We start from the raw sequence: 16,478 nt of genomic DNA on the forward strand, positions 1-16,478 counted from the left end.
ACGCCGCCCGTGGGTGCGGTGCTGTTTACCGGATCGGCGGTGGCCAAACTCTCCATCGGGGAGGTGCTGTCGGCCATGAAACCCTTCTTCCTGGCGCTGCTGCTGGTGCTGGGCATGGTCACCTACATCCCCTGGCTGTCGTTGTGGCTGCCCCGGTATCTCGGACTTTGAGTCCACACCCTTCATCCCCGGAACATGAGAACGACAACATGAATTCAGCAATCGGTACGACCTTCAACCGAATCCTGCTCACCGGTGCAGCCGGTGGATTGGGCCAAGCGCTTCGATCGCGACTCTCGAAAAACTGCGAAGTGCTGAGACTCTCGGACATCCAGTCCGTCGGCGACCTCCAGTCGAACGAAGAGTTCGTGAAGGCCGACTTGAGCGACTTCGAGCAGATCAGCAGTGCCGTGGTGGGCTGCGACGCCATCGTGCACCTGGGCGGCATCTCGGTCGAGGCGCCCTTCAAGTCGATCATGCAGGCCAACATCCTGGGCGTCTACCACCTGTATGAAGCCGCGGTGAAGCATGGCGTCAAGCGCATCGTGTTCGCCAGCTCCAACCATGTGGTGGGCTACTACTCGCAAGGCGAGACGATCGATGCGGAGGACGCTCCGCGGCCGGATGGCTACTACGGGCTGAGCAAGGTCTATGGGGAAAGCCTGTCGCGCATGTACTTCGACCGTTACGGCATCGAGACGGCGTGTGTACGGATCGGGTCGTCTTACCCCAAGCCCAAGGACCGACGCATGCTGGCCACCTGGTTGAGCTACGACGATCTTCACCGCCTGGTCACGGCCTGCCTCGAGACCCCGATCCTGAATCACACCATCGTCTTCGGCATGTCCGACAATGCGGTGACCTGGTGGGACAACCGGTGCGCCAAACACATCGGCTACCGGCCCCAGGACAGCTCGGACAGCTTCCGGCATGAGGTATTCACCACCACGTCCAGCCCCGACGTCACCGATGCCGCGGCGCGTCACCAGGGTGGAAACTTCGTGAAAGCCAAGTTGCCGCGAGAAAGACTGGGCAACTGAGCGGAATGCCTGCGACTGCCGCGCCCTAGGCGGAGTGCAGCGGCAGACCCGGCACATCCAAGGTGGCACGCAGGATCTGGCCATGCGTGGAATCGGTCACATGGATCTCGGTTCGATCGGCGCCCCCGAAGGCCAGGTTGGTGATCGACGAACCCGGATCGCCTCGCAAGACCAGCACGGGCTCGGCGCGGGTGTTGAGCACCCAAAGATAGCCCAGGCCGGGGTTCGCCACCAGCAGGCGGCCCCGCTCGTCCACGGCCAGACCGTCCGGACCGCTGGGGCCGTACGAGGTGAAGAACTGGCTGACCTTGGCCACGCTGCCATCGGGCAGCAGCGGCACCCGCCAGACACAGTTGCCCCGCGTCACCGCCAGATACAGAACCTTTTCGTCCGGCGACAGCGCCACCCCATTGGGGCTGGGCACGTTGGCGAGTAGCAGGTCGAGCTGGCCATTGGGACGCAGCCTGTAAAGCCGGCCGCTCGGGTCGTGCAGGCCGCTCTGGCCCTGGTCGGTGAAATACAGATTGCCCGACGAATCGAACACCAGATCGTTCACGCCCTTGAAGCGTTCGCTGTTGCGCCGCTCGAGATAAGGCGTGACCCGGCCGCTCGCGACATCCAGCTGCATCAGGCCGTTCTTGTAGTCGGTGATCAGCAGCGTCTGCGCATTCAGGAACTTCATGCCATTGGGTTCGCCGTCGTACTCGGCGACCACCGACCACTCACCCTGTGCATCCACCCGCAGGATGCGGCCCCAGGGGATGTCGGTGACGTACAGGTTGCCCTGATCGTCGAACACGGGTCCTTCGAGAAAGGAGTCGACCGGTGCACCGCCCCGATTGGCATCGGCCCAAGCACTGCGCTCGGGGCGTCGCAGCGAGGCAGGCATGGAAGAAAAGAGCGTGAGCTCGCGGACCTGAGGAGGATGCAGAAGGAACATGGCTGGATGGATGGCGTGGATCTGACAGAGGCGCGGAGAACAGGGGGCGCCGCAACGCCCTATTCTCAGTCGAGCTGGATATTGCCCTTGCGCACGACCTCGCCCCACTTCGTGTCTTCCTTCTGCAAGAAGCTCGTGAAATCGGCCGGGCTGGAGCCGATGGGCTGGGCGCCGAGGTCGATCAGGCGTTTCTTCACTTCGTCTTCCTTGAGCACCGCCATCACCGCATCGGACAGGCGCTGCGCGATGGCTGCGGGCGTACCGGCAGGCAGGAACATGCCGTTCCACTCGTAGGCTTCGTAGCCGGGCGCGACCGTCTCGGCCACGGTGGGCACATCGGGCAAGGCAGCGGCGCGTTGCGGCGAAGATACCGCCAACGCACGCAGCTTGCCGCCGGCCACCAGCGGCGAGGTCGCCGCCACCGTGCCGAACATGAAGTCGACCTGACCACCCATCACATCGGCAATCGCCGGCCCGCCGCTCTTGTAGGGCACATGCACCATGTCGAGCTTGAGCTGCTGGCGCAGCAGTTCCGCGGCCAGGCGCTGCACCGTGCCGCTGCCGCCCGAAGCGAAGTTCAACCGGCCGGGTTCCTTGCGGGCCTGGGCCACCAACTCGTTGACGTTCTTGTAGGGCGAGTCGGCCTTGACGATCAGCACATTCGAGGCCAGCAGCACGAGCGACAGCGGTTGCAGCGCGTCTTTCTCGTACGGCATCTTGCGGAACAGATGCGGATTGATCGAATGCGGCGTTGCGTCGTAGAGCATGGTGTAGCCGTCGGCCGCCGCACGGGCCACAAAGCTCGCGCCGATGGTGCCGCTGGCGCCTGCCCGGTTGTCGACGATGACGCTGGTGCCGAGCTTGTCGCCCAATCGGGTGGCCAGCACCCGGGCCACCGCATCCGAGGCCCCGCCCGGTGCATAGGGCACGACGATGGTGATGGGACGCTCAGGGAAGGCCGCCTGCGCGCCGGTCGCGCCCAGGGTGAGGCCGAGGGCACAGGCACAGGCGGTGAACAGGGTCTTGATCTTGTGTTGCAGCATGGGGTTTGTCTCGGGATTCATTATTGGGGTACGGCAGGCGTTCAGGCATTCAGGCGCTCTGGGGGCTGGGCTGACGTGCCAGCACATCCAGCAGGTTGCGGGCAGCGGCCACGCCCATGTTCACGTAAGCATCGCCCGTGACCCCGCCGATGTGCGGACTCAGCACAAAGCCGGGCTCGCCCAGGAACGGATGGTCGGGGGCGATCGGCTCGACCGCAAAGCTGTCGAGCCCGGCAGCCATCACCTGGCCCGAACGCACCGCCTGCAGCAGCGCGGCCTCGTCGATCAGGCCACCGCGTGCGGTGTTGACCAGGATCACACCGCGCTTGCACTGCGCCAGCACCTCGGCATCGATCAGCTCGCGATTCTCGTCGGTCAGCGGGCAATGCAGCGAGAGCACGTCCGACTCACGCCAGAGCGTTGCCAGCGGCACCAGCGTCACGCCCTCGGGGGCCTCTTGCGCATAGGGATCGTAGGCCAGCACACGCATCCCCAGCACCTGGACCGACGCGGCGAAACGCCGGCCGATGGCGCCCAGGCCGAGCAGGCCCACCGTGCGGCTGCCCAGCTCCACGCCCTTGTGGGTGGCTTTGTCCCACTGCCCGGCATGCACCCGTGCGTTGAGAGGAACCACCGACTTGGCACAGGCCAGCATCAGCGCCAGCGCCTGTTCGGCCACGGCCGCGGCATTGGCCCCGGCCGCTGCGACCACCTCGATGCCGCGCGCCGCCGCCGCCGTCTTGTCGATGGTGTCGGTGCCGCTGCCGTGCTTGGAGATCACGCGCAGCGACGGTGCGGCGTCCATCATCTCGGCCGTCACCTTGCCGTAGCGCACGATGATGGCAACCGGGTCGTGCCGACGGCAGAGGGCCAGCAGGTCGTCGGGGCCGGGCGTCTTGCCGGCGTAGACCATCTCGTGACCCTGCAGCAGCGCCAGCGCCTGGGGTGCCAGGTCGGCACCGGTGACAAGGATGGCGCTCACAGCGACTCTCCTTCCTTGAGCACGCCGGCGGCCCGAAGCGCAGCGGGCAGCCATTTCGAGGCGGTGTCGCCACGGCCGATGGCTTCGAGGCGCGCGGCCTCGTCGGCCACTTTTTTGTCGGCCAGGGCGAGCATGGCGGGCGCTTTCTCGCGCTCGATGATCACCACGCCGTCGGCATCGCCCACCACCAGATCGCCGGGCTGTATCGTCGCGCCGCCGGCCGAGATCGCATGGTTGATGCGGCCCGGCACGTACTTGGTGGGCCCGGCCGGGTTGTAGCCCGCGCAGAACACCGGGAAGCCCAGATCCAGCAGTTCGAGCTTGTCGCGGATCGCACCGTCGATCACCACGCCGGCCAGCCCGCGTTTCTTGCAGGCGCTGAGCATCAGCGTGCCCATCAGCGCCGCCGTCAGGTCGGCCTTGCCGTCGATCACCAGCACGTCGCCGGGCTGGGCCAGCGCGATGGCGGCGTGGATCATGAGGTTGTCGCCCGGGCGCACCTCGACCGTGAAGGCGGGCCCTGCCACCTTCATCTGCTCGTGCACGGGCGAGATCCGGCCGTGCAGCGTGCCCCGTCGGCCGGCCACATCGGCCAGGATGGCGGCTTGGTAGGTCGCGGCCTGGGCGACCACATCGGCGGCGACGCGCGGGATCTCACGAATGATGTCGGGAAGTTGGCTCATGGGGATTCCTGGAAACGGATAAGAAGCAAAAGATCAAGAAACAGAGGGGTAAGCAGGCAAGCGCAGGAACACGCTCACTCCACGGTGGCGCCCGAGTCCTTCACGATGCGGGCCCAGCGCGGCAGCTCGGTGCGCAGCAACTGCGAGAACTGCTCGGGCGTTCCGCCCAGCACGTCGCCCCCCTCGCCGCGCAGCTTGTCGGCGACGATCGGGTCTTTCAGCGCATCGTTGATGGCGGCATTCAGCGTCTTCACGACTGCCGGGGGGGTGCCGGCCGGTGCCAGCACACCGAACCACGACGAGGCCTCGAAGTTCTTGTAGCCCGACTCGGCCAGCGTGGGGGTATCGGGCAGCAAGGGCGTACGCTGGGCCGAGGTGATGGCGATCGCGCGCAGCTTGCCGTTGCGCACCTGCCCGACCAGCGTGGCCACGGTCGACATGTAGAGATCGATCTGGCCGCCGAACAGATCGGTCATCGCCTGGCCCGCGCCCTTGTAGGGCACAAAACTCAGTTTCACGTCGGCCGCATCCTGGGCCAGTTCACCGGCCAGGTGGCTGACGGTGCCGTTGCCCGAGTAGCCCAGCGTGACCCGATCGGGGCGGGCCTTGGCGGCGGCGACCACATCGGCGAAGGTGCGGTAGGACGAGTTCACGGACGTCGCAATCACGATCGGCGAGGACGACACCAGCGCCACGGGCACGAGATCCTTCAGGGGGTCGTAGGGCAGCTTGGCGTAGAGCGCGGGGTTGATGGCCAGGTTGCTGGTCTGGCCCATGACCACCATGTAGCCGTCCGGGGTGGCCTTGGCGACCGCATCCACGCCGAGATTGCCGCCGGCACCCGGCCGGTTCTCGACGATCACGTTCCAGCCCTTGCTGTCGACGATCCGCTGCACCACCGTGCGGGCAATCAGGTCGGTGCCGCCGCCCGGAGGGAAAGGCACGACCATCCGGATCGGACGCTGCGGCCACACCGCTTGGGCGTGAGCGGAACCCCAGGTCAACGCGCCCGCAGCCAACACCAGGCCGGCCACAGCCAGGCGCTGTGCGGCTGTCGAGAGTCTGACGAGCGAAGTGTTGGAGCGCGAGGCGCGAGTCTGCTGAAGCGACTGGCCATGAGTCGAACAAGGCATGGTATTTGTCTCCGTTATTGATTCGGTTTATGTGGCGACGTCTGCGACCTGCACACAGACGACGGATGCGACTTTATGAAATCGTTTCACTCAGTACAATACCGTTTCACACAGCAAAACGCATTCCATCATGGGCAACTCTTTCCTCCCCTCCTCTTCGACGGTTGCGGCATCTGCCATGCAAGAGGAATCCGCGCCTGCCGGCACCGAATCCTCCGGAGGCGTCATCGCCGTGACGCGTGCCCTGCGCCTGCTGGAGGCGTTTTCACTCGGCGAATCGCACCTGGCTCTGGCCGAACTGAGCCGGCGTACGGGTCTGCACAAAACCACCGTCCTGCGGCTGGCGCGGACGCTTGCGCTGTCCAACTTCATGGTCCAGCGCGAGGACGGGGATTGGCGACTGGGTCCTGCCGCAGGCTGGCTGGGTGCGCGTTATCAGGCCGGTTTCGATGTGCAGAACATCCTCGAACCCTCGTTGCGTCAACTCACGCTCAGCACCGGCGAAAGTGCCGCGTTCTACGTCCGCGAAGGTTCGATGCGAACGTGTCTGGTCCGGGTCGAGGGCCCGCAGGCCCTGCGCCATCACGCCCGCATGGGCGAAGGACTGCCGCTCGACCGGGGCTCGCCGGGACGGGTCATCCTGGCCTTCTCGGGCGAGCCCGGCGAGATCTACGAGCAGATTCGGCAGCGCGGCTACCACTGGTCCATCAGCGAACGGGAATCGGGCGTCTCGACCGTCTCGGCACCGGTTTTCGGCATGCATTGGCGGCTCATGGGAGCGGTCTGCATCTCGGGGCCCGCTTCACGCCTCACCGCCTCCGAGCTGCAGACACTTGCCCCTCTGGTGATCGCCACGGCCAACCGGCTGTCTTACGAGCTGTCGGGCAAGCCTTCGCCACCCGTTGCTGAACGGGGCAATCACTGGTTCACGGTCTGAGGGCGAGGCCGAAGGTCTTTCGCGTCAGCCGGGTGGCTCGACGGAGCCAAACCGGCCATCCTTCACGGCGCTTCGAATGTGCGCCATCAATGCCGTGGACGATGCCGACAACCGCGCCCCGGAACGGAGGGTGACGCCGATATGCCGCTCCAATCCGGTCATCGGCAGGTCGAGGGCTCGGAGATGGCCCGCCTCGATCTCGTAATGAAGTTGATGGGTCGACAAGACAGTCAGCATCTTGCCCCGCAACAGCATGCCGCGCACCAGTGCCTGATCGCCCGTCTCGACTGTCGCGCGCGGGGCCGGCTCCGCATGGGAGGCGAAGAACTGAGCGAGAGACTCGCGCAACGGCGTCCCCGGCCGCGACAGAATCCAGGGGTAGGGCCGCAGGTCGGCAAGGGACAGGTTGCGCCGATTGGCCAGCGGGTGGCTGGCCGATGCGATCACGTGCAACTGCTCGGTGAACAGCACCTCGCTGACCAGTTCGCGGTCGGCGATCGGCCGCAGTGCGCCGAGGATGAAATCGACCTTGCCACCCAGCAGCCCGGCACACAGTTGCTCATACGGACTCTCCAAGGAATGCACGCGCAGCAGCGGGTGTTGCGCCATCAGTGCATCGATGGCCATCGGGAGCAGGCGCGTGCGAGCCAGGGGCAGCGTGCCCACCGTCACCAGTCCTTCGAGCCGTCCTTGTGCGGCGTTCACGTCGTCCTCGATGTGCCGGAGCTCTGCCAGCACGCGGCCAAAGCGCACCAGGCAGCGTGCCCCCACGTCCGTGGGCAGGAGGCCGCGGGCACTGCGCAGGAACAGCTTGTGCCCCAGCACTTCTTCCAGCCTCGCCAGAGCCGCGCTGACGGCAGGCTGAGTCACACCGAGCTGACGGGCGACCGTCGGCATGTGCTGTATCTCGCCCAAAGCCGACGCGGCCAGCAGGCGCCGTTCATCGAAGAGGACTTCGCGGACTGACGCTGCACGTGTGCAAGCGCGTGTCGGCATGCTTTCGCTCAGCACCGCGTCCAGCTCGCGCTCGATGCCTTCGAGGCGGCCCAGCACGAGATCGGCCGCTCGCGTGTTCAGCATGCCTTGGCCGCGCCGCTCGAAGAGTTGCGTACCGAGTGCAGCCTCCAGAAGAGTGACCGAACGGCTGACGGCGGAGGCGGCACGCAGCAAGACATCGGATGCGCCCCGCACACTGCCCGCACGGGCGACCGCAGCAAAGGCGCGAAGGTGTCGAAGGGGAAGCAACGGAGTGACGGACATGGAACTCATGATGCCATGCATGGCGCAACCCGATCAATAGATTCGAACAGTCGGACGGGCCGAAAGCAACCCGGTCAACGGATCGCTTTTCGACAATGAAGCGTCACCCGAAAAAGCGGAATCGGGTGTCGATCACGATGCGCAGGACCGCACAAGATGGAGACAAGCATGACTACTCAGTACCACCGACGGGACCTGGTTCGCGCTTTTGCGGCCATGGCAGGAACCGGTCTTTTCCCTCAGCTTTCGCGTGCAGCCGACTACCCGGATCGGCCCATCAAGTTCGTTGTCCCATTCAATGCGGGCGGCAACGTCGATGGCGTGGGCCGCCTGCTGGCCGCCGCCATGGGGCCTCTTCTGGGCCAGCCCGTGGTGGTCGACAACAAGGCCGGTGCGGGCGGCAGCCTGGGTGCGGCAGCGGTCGCACAAGGGCCGGCGGACGGCTACACGCTTCTGGTCGGTTCGAACGGGCCTCTGACCGTCAATCCGTTCGTTCAGGCCAAGCAAAACTACGATCCGCTGAAAGACTTTGTGCCGATCGTGCTGGCCTGCGTGGTGCCCCACGTGCTGCTGGCCAACAAGGATCTGCCCGCGAAAACGCTGAAGGACCTGATCGCTTTGTCCAAGCGAGAGGCTGTCAGTTGCGCGTCCTCCGGTATCGGCAGTTCCACACACCTCACCCTGGAACGGGTGAACGCCTCGACTGGGGGCCGGCTGATGCATGTGCCCTACCGGGGCGGCAACTCACTGGTGCCGGATCTGCTGGGCGGGACCATCCAGACGGCTTGCATGGAATTCTCGACCGCATTGCAGCTTCACAAATCCGGCAAGGCCCGGATCCTGGCCGTGGCCTCGCCCCAGCGCAGCCCGCTGGCGCCTGACGCACCGACGTTCATCGAAAGCGGCGTGCGCGATTTCACGGCCTACAGTTTTGTCGGCCTGTTGGCCCCCGCCCGCACGCCCGAGGCGGCGGCCCGCAAGCTGATCGCGGCCGCACAGGCGGCGCTGGCCGCGCCCGGCATGGAAGAACGTTTGCAGGCACTCGGCGTGGAACCTGCCAGCGCGGCCATGCGGGCCCCGGCTGCATTCGGTGCGTACCTGCACGACGAATACGAACGCTCGCGCGAGACGGTGCGCGCGGCTGGCATTCGAGCCGAATGAAGACTGGCGCCAGACCATGCACAACCCATCCAAGGTGACGTCGCCCATGGCGCAACCGCGCCGCCCACGCCTTGCACTGCCCGCTGGCAGTTGCGACAGCCACGTCCACGTCTACGGTCCGGCCAGCCGGTTTCCATTCGATCCACATCGGCCCTATACACCCGAGGATGCGCCTGTCGAGCAGCTCGAAGCGCTTCACCGCTGGCTGGGCCTGGAGCGTGCCGTGTATGTGCAGGCCACGGTGCATGGCTTCGACAACGCAGCCATTCTGGACGCCATCGCGAGAAATCCATCTCAGGCCCGCGGCATTGCGCTGGTGCACACCGACATCAGCGGCGCGGCGCTGCAGAACCTCCACGCGGCCGGCGTGCGCGGTGTCCGCTTCAACTTCATCAAACACCTCGGCGATGCGCCGGACCCGCAAGCCGTGCTGCGCCTGGCAGAGCGAATCGGCGCAATGGGCTGGCACGTGCAACTGCACTTCGGCGCACAGGATCTTCTGGATCAGTTGCCGTTGCTGCACCGCCTGCAGTGCCCGTTCGCCATCGACCACATGGGACGCACGCCGGTCGCCGGGGGCCTGGCACAGGAGGCCTGCATCGCACTGCTCGATGTGCTCGCCGACCCCCGCGCCTGGATCAAGCTGAGCGGCCCCGAGCGCATCTCGGCCACGCTCGCGCACGGTGGCGCGTTCCCGTATGCCGACGTCGTGCCGTTCGCACGGCAACTGCTGGCGGCCGCGCCGGATCGCACCGTCTGGGGCACCGATTGGCCGCACCCCAACGTACGAGAGATGCCGGATGACGGCGATCTGGTCGACCTGCTTGCGCATTACGGCGATGTCGCCATGCTGGACGGGGTGCTCGTGCGCAATCCGGCCCGCCTGTACGGCTTCGACTGAATCTTCGTTTCACTTCATCTTCTACAAGGACACATACCATGGGCATGACACTGGGCATCATCGGCTACGGCGAGGTCGGAGGCATCTTCGGACGTGGCTTGCTGCCGCAAGGCGACATCGACGCGATCTGGGTCTGGGACTTGAATTTCGACAGCGCGTCGACAGGCCAAGCGGCCCGCGCCGCCGCACAGGCAGACGGCATGCGCGTGGCCGCGAACGTGGCCGAACTGTGCGCGCAGGCCGACCTGTTGATTTCGGCGGTGACAGCATCCAACACGCTGGCGGTGGCCGAGGCGGCTGCACCCCACGCCCGCCGTGGTGCGTGTTTTCTCGATCTCAACTCGGCATCGCCCGGCACCAAACAACGTGCAGCGGCCGCTCTCGAGGCGGTAGGCGTGCACTACATCGAGGCGGGCGTGATGACGTCCGTGCCGCCCTACGGCATACGCGTGCCGATTTTGCTGGGTGGCGCCACCGCCGAGTCGTTGGCCGTGACCCTGCAGGCCTGGGGCATGGACGCACGCCGTGTGAGCGACCAGCTCGGCGTGGCATCGGCCATCAAGATGAGCCGCAGCATCATGATCAAAGGCCTCGAAGCCCTGGTCATCGAGAGCTACACGACGGCGCGGCGCTACGGCGTGGAAGCGCATGTCCTGCCCACGTTGAAGGAAACCTTTCCCCAGATCGACTGGGAGCAGCAAGGCGCCTATTTCTTCAGCCGCGTCGTGCAGCATGGCAAGCGCCGCGCCGAAGAGATGCGCGAGGCCGCTCGCACCGTGCAGGAAGCGGGTTTCGAGCCTTTGATGACCGCCGCCATTGCCAGCAAACACGACTGGGTGGCGCAACAGGCCCGCGACGGCGTGTTCCAAGGCGTGGACGACCGCAGCCCATGGCAAGCGTACGCAGACCGTTTGATCGCGCAGTCGCAAAACGACGTTTGAGCACGTCGAACGCGGCATGTCGACGTGCTCCGCGCGGAACAGTGGACGGTGCGGTCAGCAGGGTTCATCGATCATCTACACTCGATCGACTGCTCGTCCGAGCGCAGACCACAACACGGAAAACCATGCCCAGAAGCGCCATCGAAACCCACCTGTTTACCCCTATCGGCCCGTACAGCCACGTCGTGGTTTCCGGAAACCAGCTCTATCTGTCCGGAACCCCCGGCATCGACCCCAAGACGGGACAGATCACCGACACCACGGCCTATGGCCAGGCCCGCCAGGCGCTGAGCAACCTGATTGCGATGGTGGAGGCCGCTGGCGGGACGGAACAGGATCTGGTGACGCTGCAGGTCCACTTGATCGACGTCGACGACTTCAAGGAAATGAACCGGGCGTTCGAGGAGCTGCTGAGCAAGCCTCACCCGGCCCGAACCGTCTTTGGTATCACCGCATTGCCGAAGGCAGGCGCCCTGCTCACGATTTCCGGCACGGCCATTCTGAGTCGGTGATCGTGGACTCGCCTCCCTGACACCCTCTCGACTCGCCCACCCTGCCGGCAGGCTCGGCTCGAACGATTGGTCAACCTTCGAAAACCGGCCGGAAGAAACTTCGCTCATAGCTGACGATGCAGCGAGTCTCTTCCGCATACTTGAAGGCTGCCTGGCATTCCGCGTCTTGCAACGACTGGGTGCGGTACTGCTCGTACAGCGCCATGCTGGGGAACGTGAACAGGGCCAGCGCGACGTTGTTGGCGCCCTCCGACGGCAAAAAGTAGCCGTGATGTGTGCCGCCGAACTTATTGACGAGCGGAATCCAGAGCTTGCCGTAGTGCTCGAATTCCTTGAGCTTGAACGGATCGATGATGTATCGGAGATAACACGTGATCATGATTTCCCTCACAAACCTCAACTGCAAATAGCCGGCACGAAGTCTATCGCGAGTTCACGGCTCGATCGGACTCGTCGTCGTTTTCCCAATCGGCACCGGTGGGCCGGCCGTGCGCGGCTGACGGCGCCGGGAGTCGCGCCCCTGCGTTCCGACATCGATGTGCTCCAAAACCGTCAATGCAGCCGAGTCAAGATACCGGATACGGGTAGCCAGATGGCCTGGACGGCGATCGAAAAAACGAGCCCGCACGAGAGGAAACGACATCATCAAACTCTATGGATCCCCGCACAGCGCCTGCACGCGTAACGTGCTGATGGTGCTCGTCGAAAAGGACGTACCGGTCGCGTTCGAGAACGTGGACATTTCTCGCGGTGCACACCACAGCGATGCGCACCTCGCCCGCAACCCGTTCGGCCGCATCCCGGTGCTCGAGCACCGCGGGCTGCAGGTGTACGAATCACAGGCGATCAACCGCTACCTCGACGGCGTACTGCCCGGCCCTGCACTGATGCCGGCCACCCCGGCTGGCCGCGCAGTCGTCGATCAGTGGACGAGCATTCAAAGCTGCGACTTCCAGCCGCACGCCCGCGACCTGGTGCTGCACAAGGTTCTCCTGCCCCGAATGGGCGCGCAGCCCGATATGGCCGTGATCGGCAACGCAGAAGAGAAGCTGACCGCAGTATTCCATGCCATGGAAACGCAACTCGAGCGCAGCGACTACCTGGCCGGCGACACTGTCACGCTGGCCGATCTGAGCTTCGTTCCCTACACAGACTTTCTGCTGCAGGCCCAATGCGAATCGCTGGTGTTCGTGCACAAGAACTTACGCCGGTGGTGGTGTGCGATGTCGCTGCGCGAATCGTACCGGAACATGCTTCGTCCCATTTCATGAGCGAGACGCACGAACGGCTCGGTGACCATGGCGCCGCCGTCAGCACCCGATTCGTTCCGCGACTTGCTGCAGCCCACGCCAACGCCTCGGCCGAACGAGTCGACGAGATCCATCCGGAAGCTTCAGGCAAATTCACGACGATCAGGCACGTTGCGCCGGCCGCCCATGCCTGAACCGCACGCCATGACCTCTGCGATGGCCGCGCTGCGCGACATTGCGCCGCTGCTGAATGCCGCCCGACCTCACGACCGCATCAAGAGAGGCGTTTGATCGTGGCCGACGATCGACCCGCGCCTGATTCGGTGGTGCTGGCGGGAGAGGCCGACTGCATCCGGTTCTTTCATGACTCGATCAAGCCGCTGCACGGAAGACGTGTAGGGCTCGAATACGAGATGGTGCTGATCGACAAGCTGACCTCGTTGGCTGTTCCGTTCTTCGGCCACCGCAGCCTGTCGACTCTGCTCGGAGAACTCGTCCCACGGGGATGGCAGCCTGTGCTGGAGGGCGGACTGATCGTCGGGCTGAGACGCGAGGCGGCTTCGGTGAGCCTGGAACCTGGGGGACAACTGGAGTTTTCCGGCTCACCCCACAACGATGTGGCACCGTTGCTGAGCGAACTGGTGCACTTTCTGGGTGAACTGTGGCCTGTTTGCGAGCGACTGGCGATCGCCATCGTCTGCACGGGCTACCGGCCATTCGGTTCGGCGCGTTCCGTTGCCACCGTTCCGCGGCGGCGATACCGCGAGTTGATGCCGCTCCTGACGGAACAGGCCCGCATGGCAACCGGGCAGAAGATGACGGCCTCGATGCAGGTTTCGCTGGACTACACCTCGGAATTGCATGCCGGTCATCTGCTGCAACTGGGATTGAAGTGCCAGCCGTTGATCGTCGCGATGTTTGGCAACTCACCGCTCAGCCAAGGGCGGCCCACCCGCTGGAACAGCTACCGCATGCAGACCTGGTCCGGCTTTGGCTCGCAACGCGCGGGGATCCCGCCGGTCATGCTCGAGTCCGGTTTTCCGCAGCATGCATTCGCTCACTACACCCGATGGGCACTTGAAAAGCCGCTCTTGCTCATTCAGCGTGCAGGCGACCTGAAGGTCGTGCCCGACTGTCGTTTTGCGCAGTTCCTGAAGCACGGCTGGAGCGGGTACCGGGCCACGGTGAACGACTGGTCGATGCACCTGGGCACCTTGTTTCCCGAGGCGCGCCTCAAGCGCGTCGTCGAGCTGCGCTCGGCCGATACCTGCACTCCCCCCATGGCGGCAGCGCTGGCTGTGATCTGGAAGGGTCTGGCCTATTCCGATGAGTCAAGGCAAGAGGCGCTCGACTTGTTGAAAGGGTTCGGCAGTGTCAATCTGCCCGAGATCTACATGACGGCAAGCCGGCTGGGCCTATCGAATCGCGGCCCGGGTTCTCTGCGCGACCTGTCGCTGAAACTGCTCGATATCGTCGATCGCGGGTTGTCACGCCGAAGCGGGTCGAACACGGAAAAAGACCTGCTGGCACCTGTCGTCGACGCGGTCAAGGCCGGGCGCTCTCCGGCCAACGCGTTGGTCGATGCATTCAGGCGCGAGGGCAGTCTTGCGGCGTTGAAAGCCAGCCACCTGGATGCGGCAAGGATGCAGTGGCTGGGCTAGCGTCGGCGGGCGACGTGGTTTCGACCACCGCACAGTCCACGAGCTGACGCTCAGGCAAACGTCTCGTCGACAGCGGCGAGGTTCACCCGGTTGGCAAGGCCGGACAAGGCGATGAGATGCAGGATCTCGCTGACCGTCGTGCTGGCGTCTTTCAGCACCGTCACCTTTCGGTAGTCGTCCGCGCGGCGAGATATCGCGGTGTGGGTGACGCAGTTCTGGGTCATCATCCCGCAAACGATCAGTTCGTCTGCGCCCTGCCCTTGCAGCGTGTCGTGCAGGCCGGTGGCTTCGAATGCGTCGGCATGCTGTTTCGTGACCACGGGTGACGAGTCGACGAGTGCATCGATTCTGTCGTGGAGTTTCACCCCTGGCGTGCCGGGGTTGAAGAACGGCGCAGGGCCTTGGGCAACGTGCTGGACAAACACGACGGGCAGGCCTTTGGCACGCGCCATGCGGATGGCTTTTTCGACGGCGGCCAGCGTGGGCTCGGCATTCCACAGCGGAAATGCGCCGCCCTCGAAATAGTCGTTCTGCAGGTCGATGACGACGAGGGCGGGCGTGCTCATGGGATGCTCCTTGCTGGGTGGGCTCATTACTTTGGATTGCCGGATTTTTTCACCGCCGACTGCATCTGGCGATTGGCCTGAACAACCAATAACGATAAGATCGGGCCAATCTTCCATCAGGTAGGATCAGATGCCGGAAACCCCACAGAAGACCCGCGTCGCCGTGGTCGCGTTCGACGGCATCAGCCCATTCCATCTGTCCGTTCCATGCATGGTTTTCGGGGATGCGATGGGAGCAGACTACCCTTTCGAGGTCGTCGTCTGCACGGCGGATCCATTGCCGCTGAAGACGACGGCGGGGTTCAGCCTGTCGGATCTGGCACCGCTGGGTGCAATGAAGAAAGCGCATGCCATCGTGGTTCCCAGCTGGCGCGACGTGAACGAACGACCGCCGGCGCGCCTGCTCAAGGCCCTGCGCGAGGCCTACGCACGTGGCGCGCAGATCGTGGGGCTGTGTTTTGGCGCGCATGTTCTGGCCGAGGCCGGCCTGCTGGATGGCCGGCGTGCAACGACCCATTGGGTGTACGCGGAAAAAATGGCCGAACGCTTTCCAGCGGTAGACATCGACCCCGACGTGCTCTACGTGGAAGACCGGAACGTCTTGACATCCGCCGGCACGGCAGCCGGCATCGATGCCTGTCTGCACATCGTTCGCAGGCGCTTGGGCAGCGAGGTCGCCAACAGGCTGGCCAGACGACTCGTCGTGCCACCGCATCGCCAAGGCGGACAAGCGCAGTTCATCGAACAACCGCTGCCGAGTAGCGCGGGCGGAACCCGGCTTGCGCAGTTGATCGATTCGGTTCGCCGGCGCCTCGATGAGGCGCACAGCCTCGACAGTCTCGCGTCGGAGACACGCATGAGCCGTCGCAGCTTCACGCGTCACTTCAAGGCATTGACCGGCACGACAGTGCAGTCATGGCTCTTGGCCGAGCGCTTGACGCTGTCTCAAAGATTGCTCGAGCAGACCGATCAATCCGTCGAGCGCATCGCGGAAATGGCGGGCTTCGGCTCGGTCGTCTCGCTGCGCCACCACTTCAGGCACAGGCTCGGTGTGAATCCCACCTCGTGGAGGAGAAACTTCGCTCGAGAGCCGTCGAGGACTCAGAGATCGAGCTCGACCTCGTAGAACTTCCGCGCAGCCAGGACGGCCTGGGGGATGGGCAGCGGGCGGACATTGACCAGTTGCCAGGCAAAAAAACCCGGCTGCCAGCCCGCCGAGCAGGCGGCTTCGACCTGAGACGGCCGCCAGGGTTCGGCCGTGTCGATGTCCACCAGAGCCACACCCACACCCTCGGGGTCGGTCTGCCCCTCTCGAGTCAGGTACACCGAGTTTTCAACGATCAGCACATCGCGCAGGGGTAGCCTGGGCGGCATCCAGGATCGAACCTCGATGGTCTTTCGACCCTCGGCAATGTTTTTGCCATGCGGCGCAACGATGGACAGGGCGAGGAATTTTGTCATGGCCTAT

20 protein-coding genes are annotated in these 16,478 nt (G+C 64.8%); 11 read left to right on the forward strand and 9 right to left on the reverse strand.

Features of this window, described 5'->3' with window-relative positions:
• Positions 1-9: 9 nt before the first annotated feature.
• Both EC845_RS16375 and EC845_RS16380 read left to right on the forward strand, forming a co-directional pair.
• Positions 10-171, forward strand: coding sequence for a hypothetical protein (locus tag EC845_RS16375; RefSeq protein WP_255416914.1), 162 nt, complete (start codon positions 10-12; stop codon positions 169-171).
• Between the two features lie 38 nt (positions 172-209).
• The gene (locus EC845_RS16380; RefSeq protein ID WP_123299218.1) at positions 210-1,040 is read left to right on the forward strand and encodes an NAD(P)-dependent oxidoreductase; all 831 of its coding nucleotides are present in this window, start codon (positions 210-212) and stop codon (positions 1,038-1,040) included.
• Positions 1,041-1,065: 25 nt separating this feature from the next.
• Here EC845_RS16380 and EC845_RS16385 read toward each other — a convergent pair whose 3' ends face one another.
• From EC845_RS16385 to EC845_RS16405, 5 genes are all read right to left on the reverse strand, one after another.
• Positions 1,066-1,980 carry an SMP-30/gluconolactonase/LRE family protein gene (locus EC845_RS16385; protein ID WP_123299219.1) on the reverse strand — a complete coding sequence of 305 codons (915 nt, stop codon included), beginning with the start codon at positions 1,978-1,980 and terminating at the stop codon, positions 1,066-1,068.
• 65 nt (positions 1,981-2,045) lie between these two features.
• Entirely contained in the window at positions 2,046-3,023 is a 978-nt protein-coding gene (locus tag EC845_RS16390; protein WP_123299220.1) for a tripartite tricarboxylate transporter substrate binding protein, read from the reverse strand.
• Positions 3,024-3,072: 49 nt separating this feature from the next.
• Positions 3,073-4,005: a hydroxyacid dehydrogenase gene (locus EC845_RS16395; RefSeq protein ID WP_123299221.1), complete on the reverse strand. Its 933-nt coding sequence runs from the start codon at positions 4,003-4,005 to the stop codon at positions 3,073-3,075.
• The gene (locus tag EC845_RS16400) at positions 4,002-4,688 is read right to left on the reverse strand and encodes an RraA family protein (protein WP_123299222.1); all 687 of its coding nucleotides are present in this window, start codon (positions 4,686-4,688) and stop codon (positions 4,002-4,004) included. The genes EC845_RS16395 and EC845_RS16400 overlap by 4 nt, the downstream gene beginning before the upstream one ends.
• A 74-nt stretch (positions 4,689-4,762) precedes the next feature.
• The gene (locus tag EC845_RS16405) at positions 4,763-5,821 is read right to left on the reverse strand and encodes a tripartite tricarboxylate transporter substrate binding protein (protein WP_123299223.1); all 1,059 of its coding nucleotides are present in this window, start codon (positions 5,819-5,821) and stop codon (positions 4,763-4,765) included.
• Between the two features lie 178 nt (positions 5,822-5,999).
• Between EC845_RS16405 and EC845_RS16410 the strand changes: the two genes are divergently transcribed.
• A complete protein-coding gene (locus EC845_RS16410; RefSeq protein ID WP_123299224.1) occupies positions 6,000-6,758 on the forward strand; it encodes an IclR family transcriptional regulator in 759 nt (252 codons plus the stop codon).
• A gap of 24 nt (positions 6,759-6,782) precedes the next feature.
• On the opposite strand, the gene EC845_RS16415 is transcribed toward EC845_RS16410, so the two are convergent.
• Positions 6,783-8,039, reverse strand: a complete 1,257-nt coding sequence (locus EC845_RS16415; RefSeq protein ID WP_233598117.1) for a LysR substrate-binding domain-containing protein — start codon at positions 8,037-8,039, stop codon at positions 6,783-6,785.
• Positions 8,040-8,186: 147 nt separating this feature from the next.
• Here EC845_RS16415 and EC845_RS16420 point away from each other — a divergent pair, with 147 nt between their 5' ends.
• The 4 genes from EC845_RS16420 to EC845_RS16435 all read left to right on the forward strand — a co-directional run bounded on the left by EC845_RS16420 (position 8,187) and on the right by EC845_RS16435 (position 11,533).
• Positions 8,187-9,179 (forward strand): tripartite tricarboxylate transporter substrate binding protein, encoded by a 993-nt coding sequence (locus tag EC845_RS16420; protein WP_233598118.1) that lies wholly within the window; start codon positions 8,187-8,189, stop codon positions 9,177-9,179.
• Positions 9,180-9,195: 16 nt separating this feature from the next.
• On the forward strand, positions 9,196-10,080 hold the full coding sequence (locus EC845_RS16425; protein WP_233598119.1) for an amidohydrolase: 885 nt from the start codon (positions 9,196-9,198) through the stop codon (positions 10,078-10,080).
• A 38-nt stretch (positions 10,081-10,118) separates the two neighbouring features.
• Complete coding sequence (locus tag EC845_RS16430) at positions 10,119-11,021, forward strand: DUF1932 domain-containing protein (RefSeq protein ID WP_123299226.1); 903 nt, start codon at positions 10,119-10,121, stop codon at positions 11,019-11,021.
• Between the two features lie 125 nt (positions 11,022-11,146).
• The gene (locus tag EC845_RS16435) at positions 11,147-11,533 is read left to right on the forward strand and encodes a RidA family protein (RefSeq protein ID WP_158615708.1); all 387 of its coding nucleotides are present in this window, start codon (positions 11,147-11,149) and stop codon (positions 11,531-11,533) included.
• A 70-nt stretch (positions 11,534-11,603) separates the two neighbouring features.
• Here EC845_RS16435 and EC845_RS16440 read toward each other — a convergent pair whose 3' ends face one another.
• Positions 11,604-11,912 (reverse strand): NIPSNAP family protein, encoded by a 309-nt coding sequence (locus EC845_RS16440; protein WP_123299227.1) that lies wholly within the window; start codon positions 11,910-11,912, stop codon positions 11,604-11,606.
• Positions 11,913-12,069: 157 nt separating this feature from the next.
• Here EC845_RS16440 and EC845_RS16445 point away from each other — a divergent pair, with 157 nt between their 5' ends.
• The 3 genes from EC845_RS16445 (at position 12,070) to EC845_RS16450 (ending at position 14,444) form a co-directional block, all read left to right on the forward strand.
• The gene (locus tag EC845_RS16445; RefSeq protein WP_123299228.1) at positions 12,070-12,804 is read left to right on the forward strand and encodes a glutathione S-transferase family protein; all 735 of its coding nucleotides are present in this window, start codon (positions 12,070-12,072) and stop codon (positions 12,802-12,804) included.
• Positions 12,801-12,977 (forward strand): hypothetical protein, encoded by a 177-nt coding sequence (locus EC845_RS22385; RefSeq protein WP_158615709.1) that lies wholly within the window; start codon positions 12,801-12,803, stop codon positions 12,975-12,977. Before EC845_RS16445 ends, EC845_RS22385 begins: the two co-directional genes overlap by 4 nt.
• 99 nt (positions 12,978-13,076) lie before the next feature.
• A complete protein-coding gene (locus EC845_RS16450) occupies positions 13,077-14,444 on the forward strand; it encodes a glutamate-cysteine ligase family protein (protein ID WP_148077321.1) in 1,368 nt (455 codons plus the stop codon).
• A 50-nt stretch (positions 14,445-14,494) separates the two neighbouring features.
• Here the strand turns inward: EC845_RS16450 and EC845_RS16455 are convergent, their stop codons facing one another.
• Complete coding sequence (locus tag EC845_RS16455; RefSeq protein ID WP_199739827.1) at positions 14,495-15,127, reverse strand: cysteine hydrolase family protein; 633 nt, start codon at positions 15,125-15,127, stop codon at positions 14,495-14,497.
• 13 nt (positions 15,128-15,140) lie between these two features.
• Here EC845_RS16455 and EC845_RS16460 point away from each other — a divergent pair, with 13 nt between their 5' ends.
• Positions 15,141-16,136: a helix-turn-helix domain-containing protein gene (locus EC845_RS16460; protein WP_123299231.1), complete on the forward strand. Its 996-nt coding sequence runs from the start codon at positions 15,141-15,143 to the stop codon at positions 16,134-16,136.
• On the opposite strand, the gene EC845_RS16465 is transcribed toward EC845_RS16460, so the two are convergent.
• Positions 16,112-16,471, reverse strand: a complete 360-nt coding sequence (locus EC845_RS16465; RefSeq protein ID WP_123299232.1) for an ASCH domain-containing protein — start codon at positions 16,469-16,471, stop codon at positions 16,112-16,114. The two genes, EC845_RS16460 and EC845_RS16465, sit on opposite strands and share 25 nt — an antisense overlap.
• Positions 16,472-16,478: the final 7 nt, after the last annotated feature.

The sequence above is a fragment of the Comamonas sp. BIGb0124 genome (genome assembly GCF_003752175.1).
Classification (GTDB): Bacteria; Pseudomonadota; Gammaproteobacteria; order Burkholderiales; family Burkholderiaceae_C; genus Comamonas_F.

What these genes read in the sequence shown, in the direction of transcription:
- EC845_RS16385 (WP_123299219.1), bottom strand. Translation starts at nt 1,980, where the DNA reads ATGTTCCTTCTGCATCCTCCTCAGGTCCGCGAGCTCACGCTCTTTTCT.
- EC845_RS16460 (WP_123299231.1), top strand. Translation starts at nt 15,141, where the DNA reads ATGCCGGAAACCCCACAGAAGACCCGCGTCGCCGTGGTCGCGTTCGAC.
- EC845_RS16425 (WP_233598119.1), top strand. Translation starts at nt 9,196, where the DNA reads ATGCACAACCCATCCAAGGTGACGTCGCCCATGGCGCAACCGCGCCGC.
- EC845_RS16405 (WP_123299223.1), bottom strand. Translation starts at nt 5,821, where the DNA reads ATGCCTTGTTCGACTCATGGCCAGTCGCTTCAGCAGACTCGCGCCTCG.
- EC845_RS16400 (WP_123299222.1), bottom strand. Translation starts at nt 4,688, where the DNA reads ATGAGCCAACTTCCCGACATCATTCGTGAGATCCCGCGCGTCGCCGCC.
- EC845_RS16430 (WP_123299226.1), top strand. Translation starts at nt 10,119, where the DNA reads ATGGGCATGACACTGGGCATCATCGGCTACGGCGAGGTCGGAGGCATC.
- EC845_RS16435 (WP_158615708.1), top strand. Translation starts at nt 11,147, where the DNA reads ATGCCCAGAAGCGCCATCGAAACCCACCTGTTTACCCCTATCGGCCCG.
- EC845_RS16465 (WP_123299232.1), bottom strand. Translation starts at nt 16,471, where the DNA reads ATGACAAAATTCCTCGCCCTGTCCATCGTTGCGCCGCATGGCAAAAAC.
- EC845_RS16410 (WP_123299224.1), top strand. Translation starts at nt 6,000, where the DNA reads ATGCAAGAGGAATCCGCGCCTGCCGGCACCGAATCCTCCGGAGGCGTC.
- EC845_RS16445 (WP_123299228.1), top strand. Translation starts at nt 12,070, where the DNA reads ATGTGCTCCAAAACCGTCAATGCAGCCGAGTCAAGATACCGGATACGG.
- EC845_RS16415 (WP_233598117.1), bottom strand. Translation starts at nt 8,039, where the DNA reads ATGCATGGCATCATGAGTTCCATGTCCGTCACTCCGTTGCTTCCCCTT.
- EC845_RS16390 (WP_123299220.1), bottom strand. Translation starts at nt 3,023, where the DNA reads ATGCTGCAACACAAGATCAAGACCCTGTTCACCGCCTGTGCCTGTGCC.
- EC845_RS22385 (WP_158615709.1), top strand. Translation starts at nt 12,801, where the DNA reads ATGAGCGAGACGCACGAACGGCTCGGTGACCATGGCGCCGCCGTCAGC.
- EC845_RS16455 (WP_199739827.1), bottom strand. Translation starts at nt 15,127, where the DNA reads ATGGAAGATTGGCCCGATCTTATCGTTATTGGTTGTTCAGGCCAATCG.
- EC845_RS16440 (WP_123299227.1), bottom strand. Translation starts at nt 11,912, where the DNA reads ATGATCACGTGTTATCTCCGATACATCATCGATCCGTTCAAGCTCAAG.
- EC845_RS16420 (WP_233598118.1), top strand. Translation starts at nt 8,187, where the DNA reads ATGACTACTCAGTACCACCGACGGGACCTGGTTCGCGCTTTTGCGGCC.
- EC845_RS16380 (WP_123299218.1), top strand. Translation starts at nt 210, where the DNA reads ATGAATTCAGCAATCGGTACGACCTTCAACCGAATCCTGCTCACCGGT.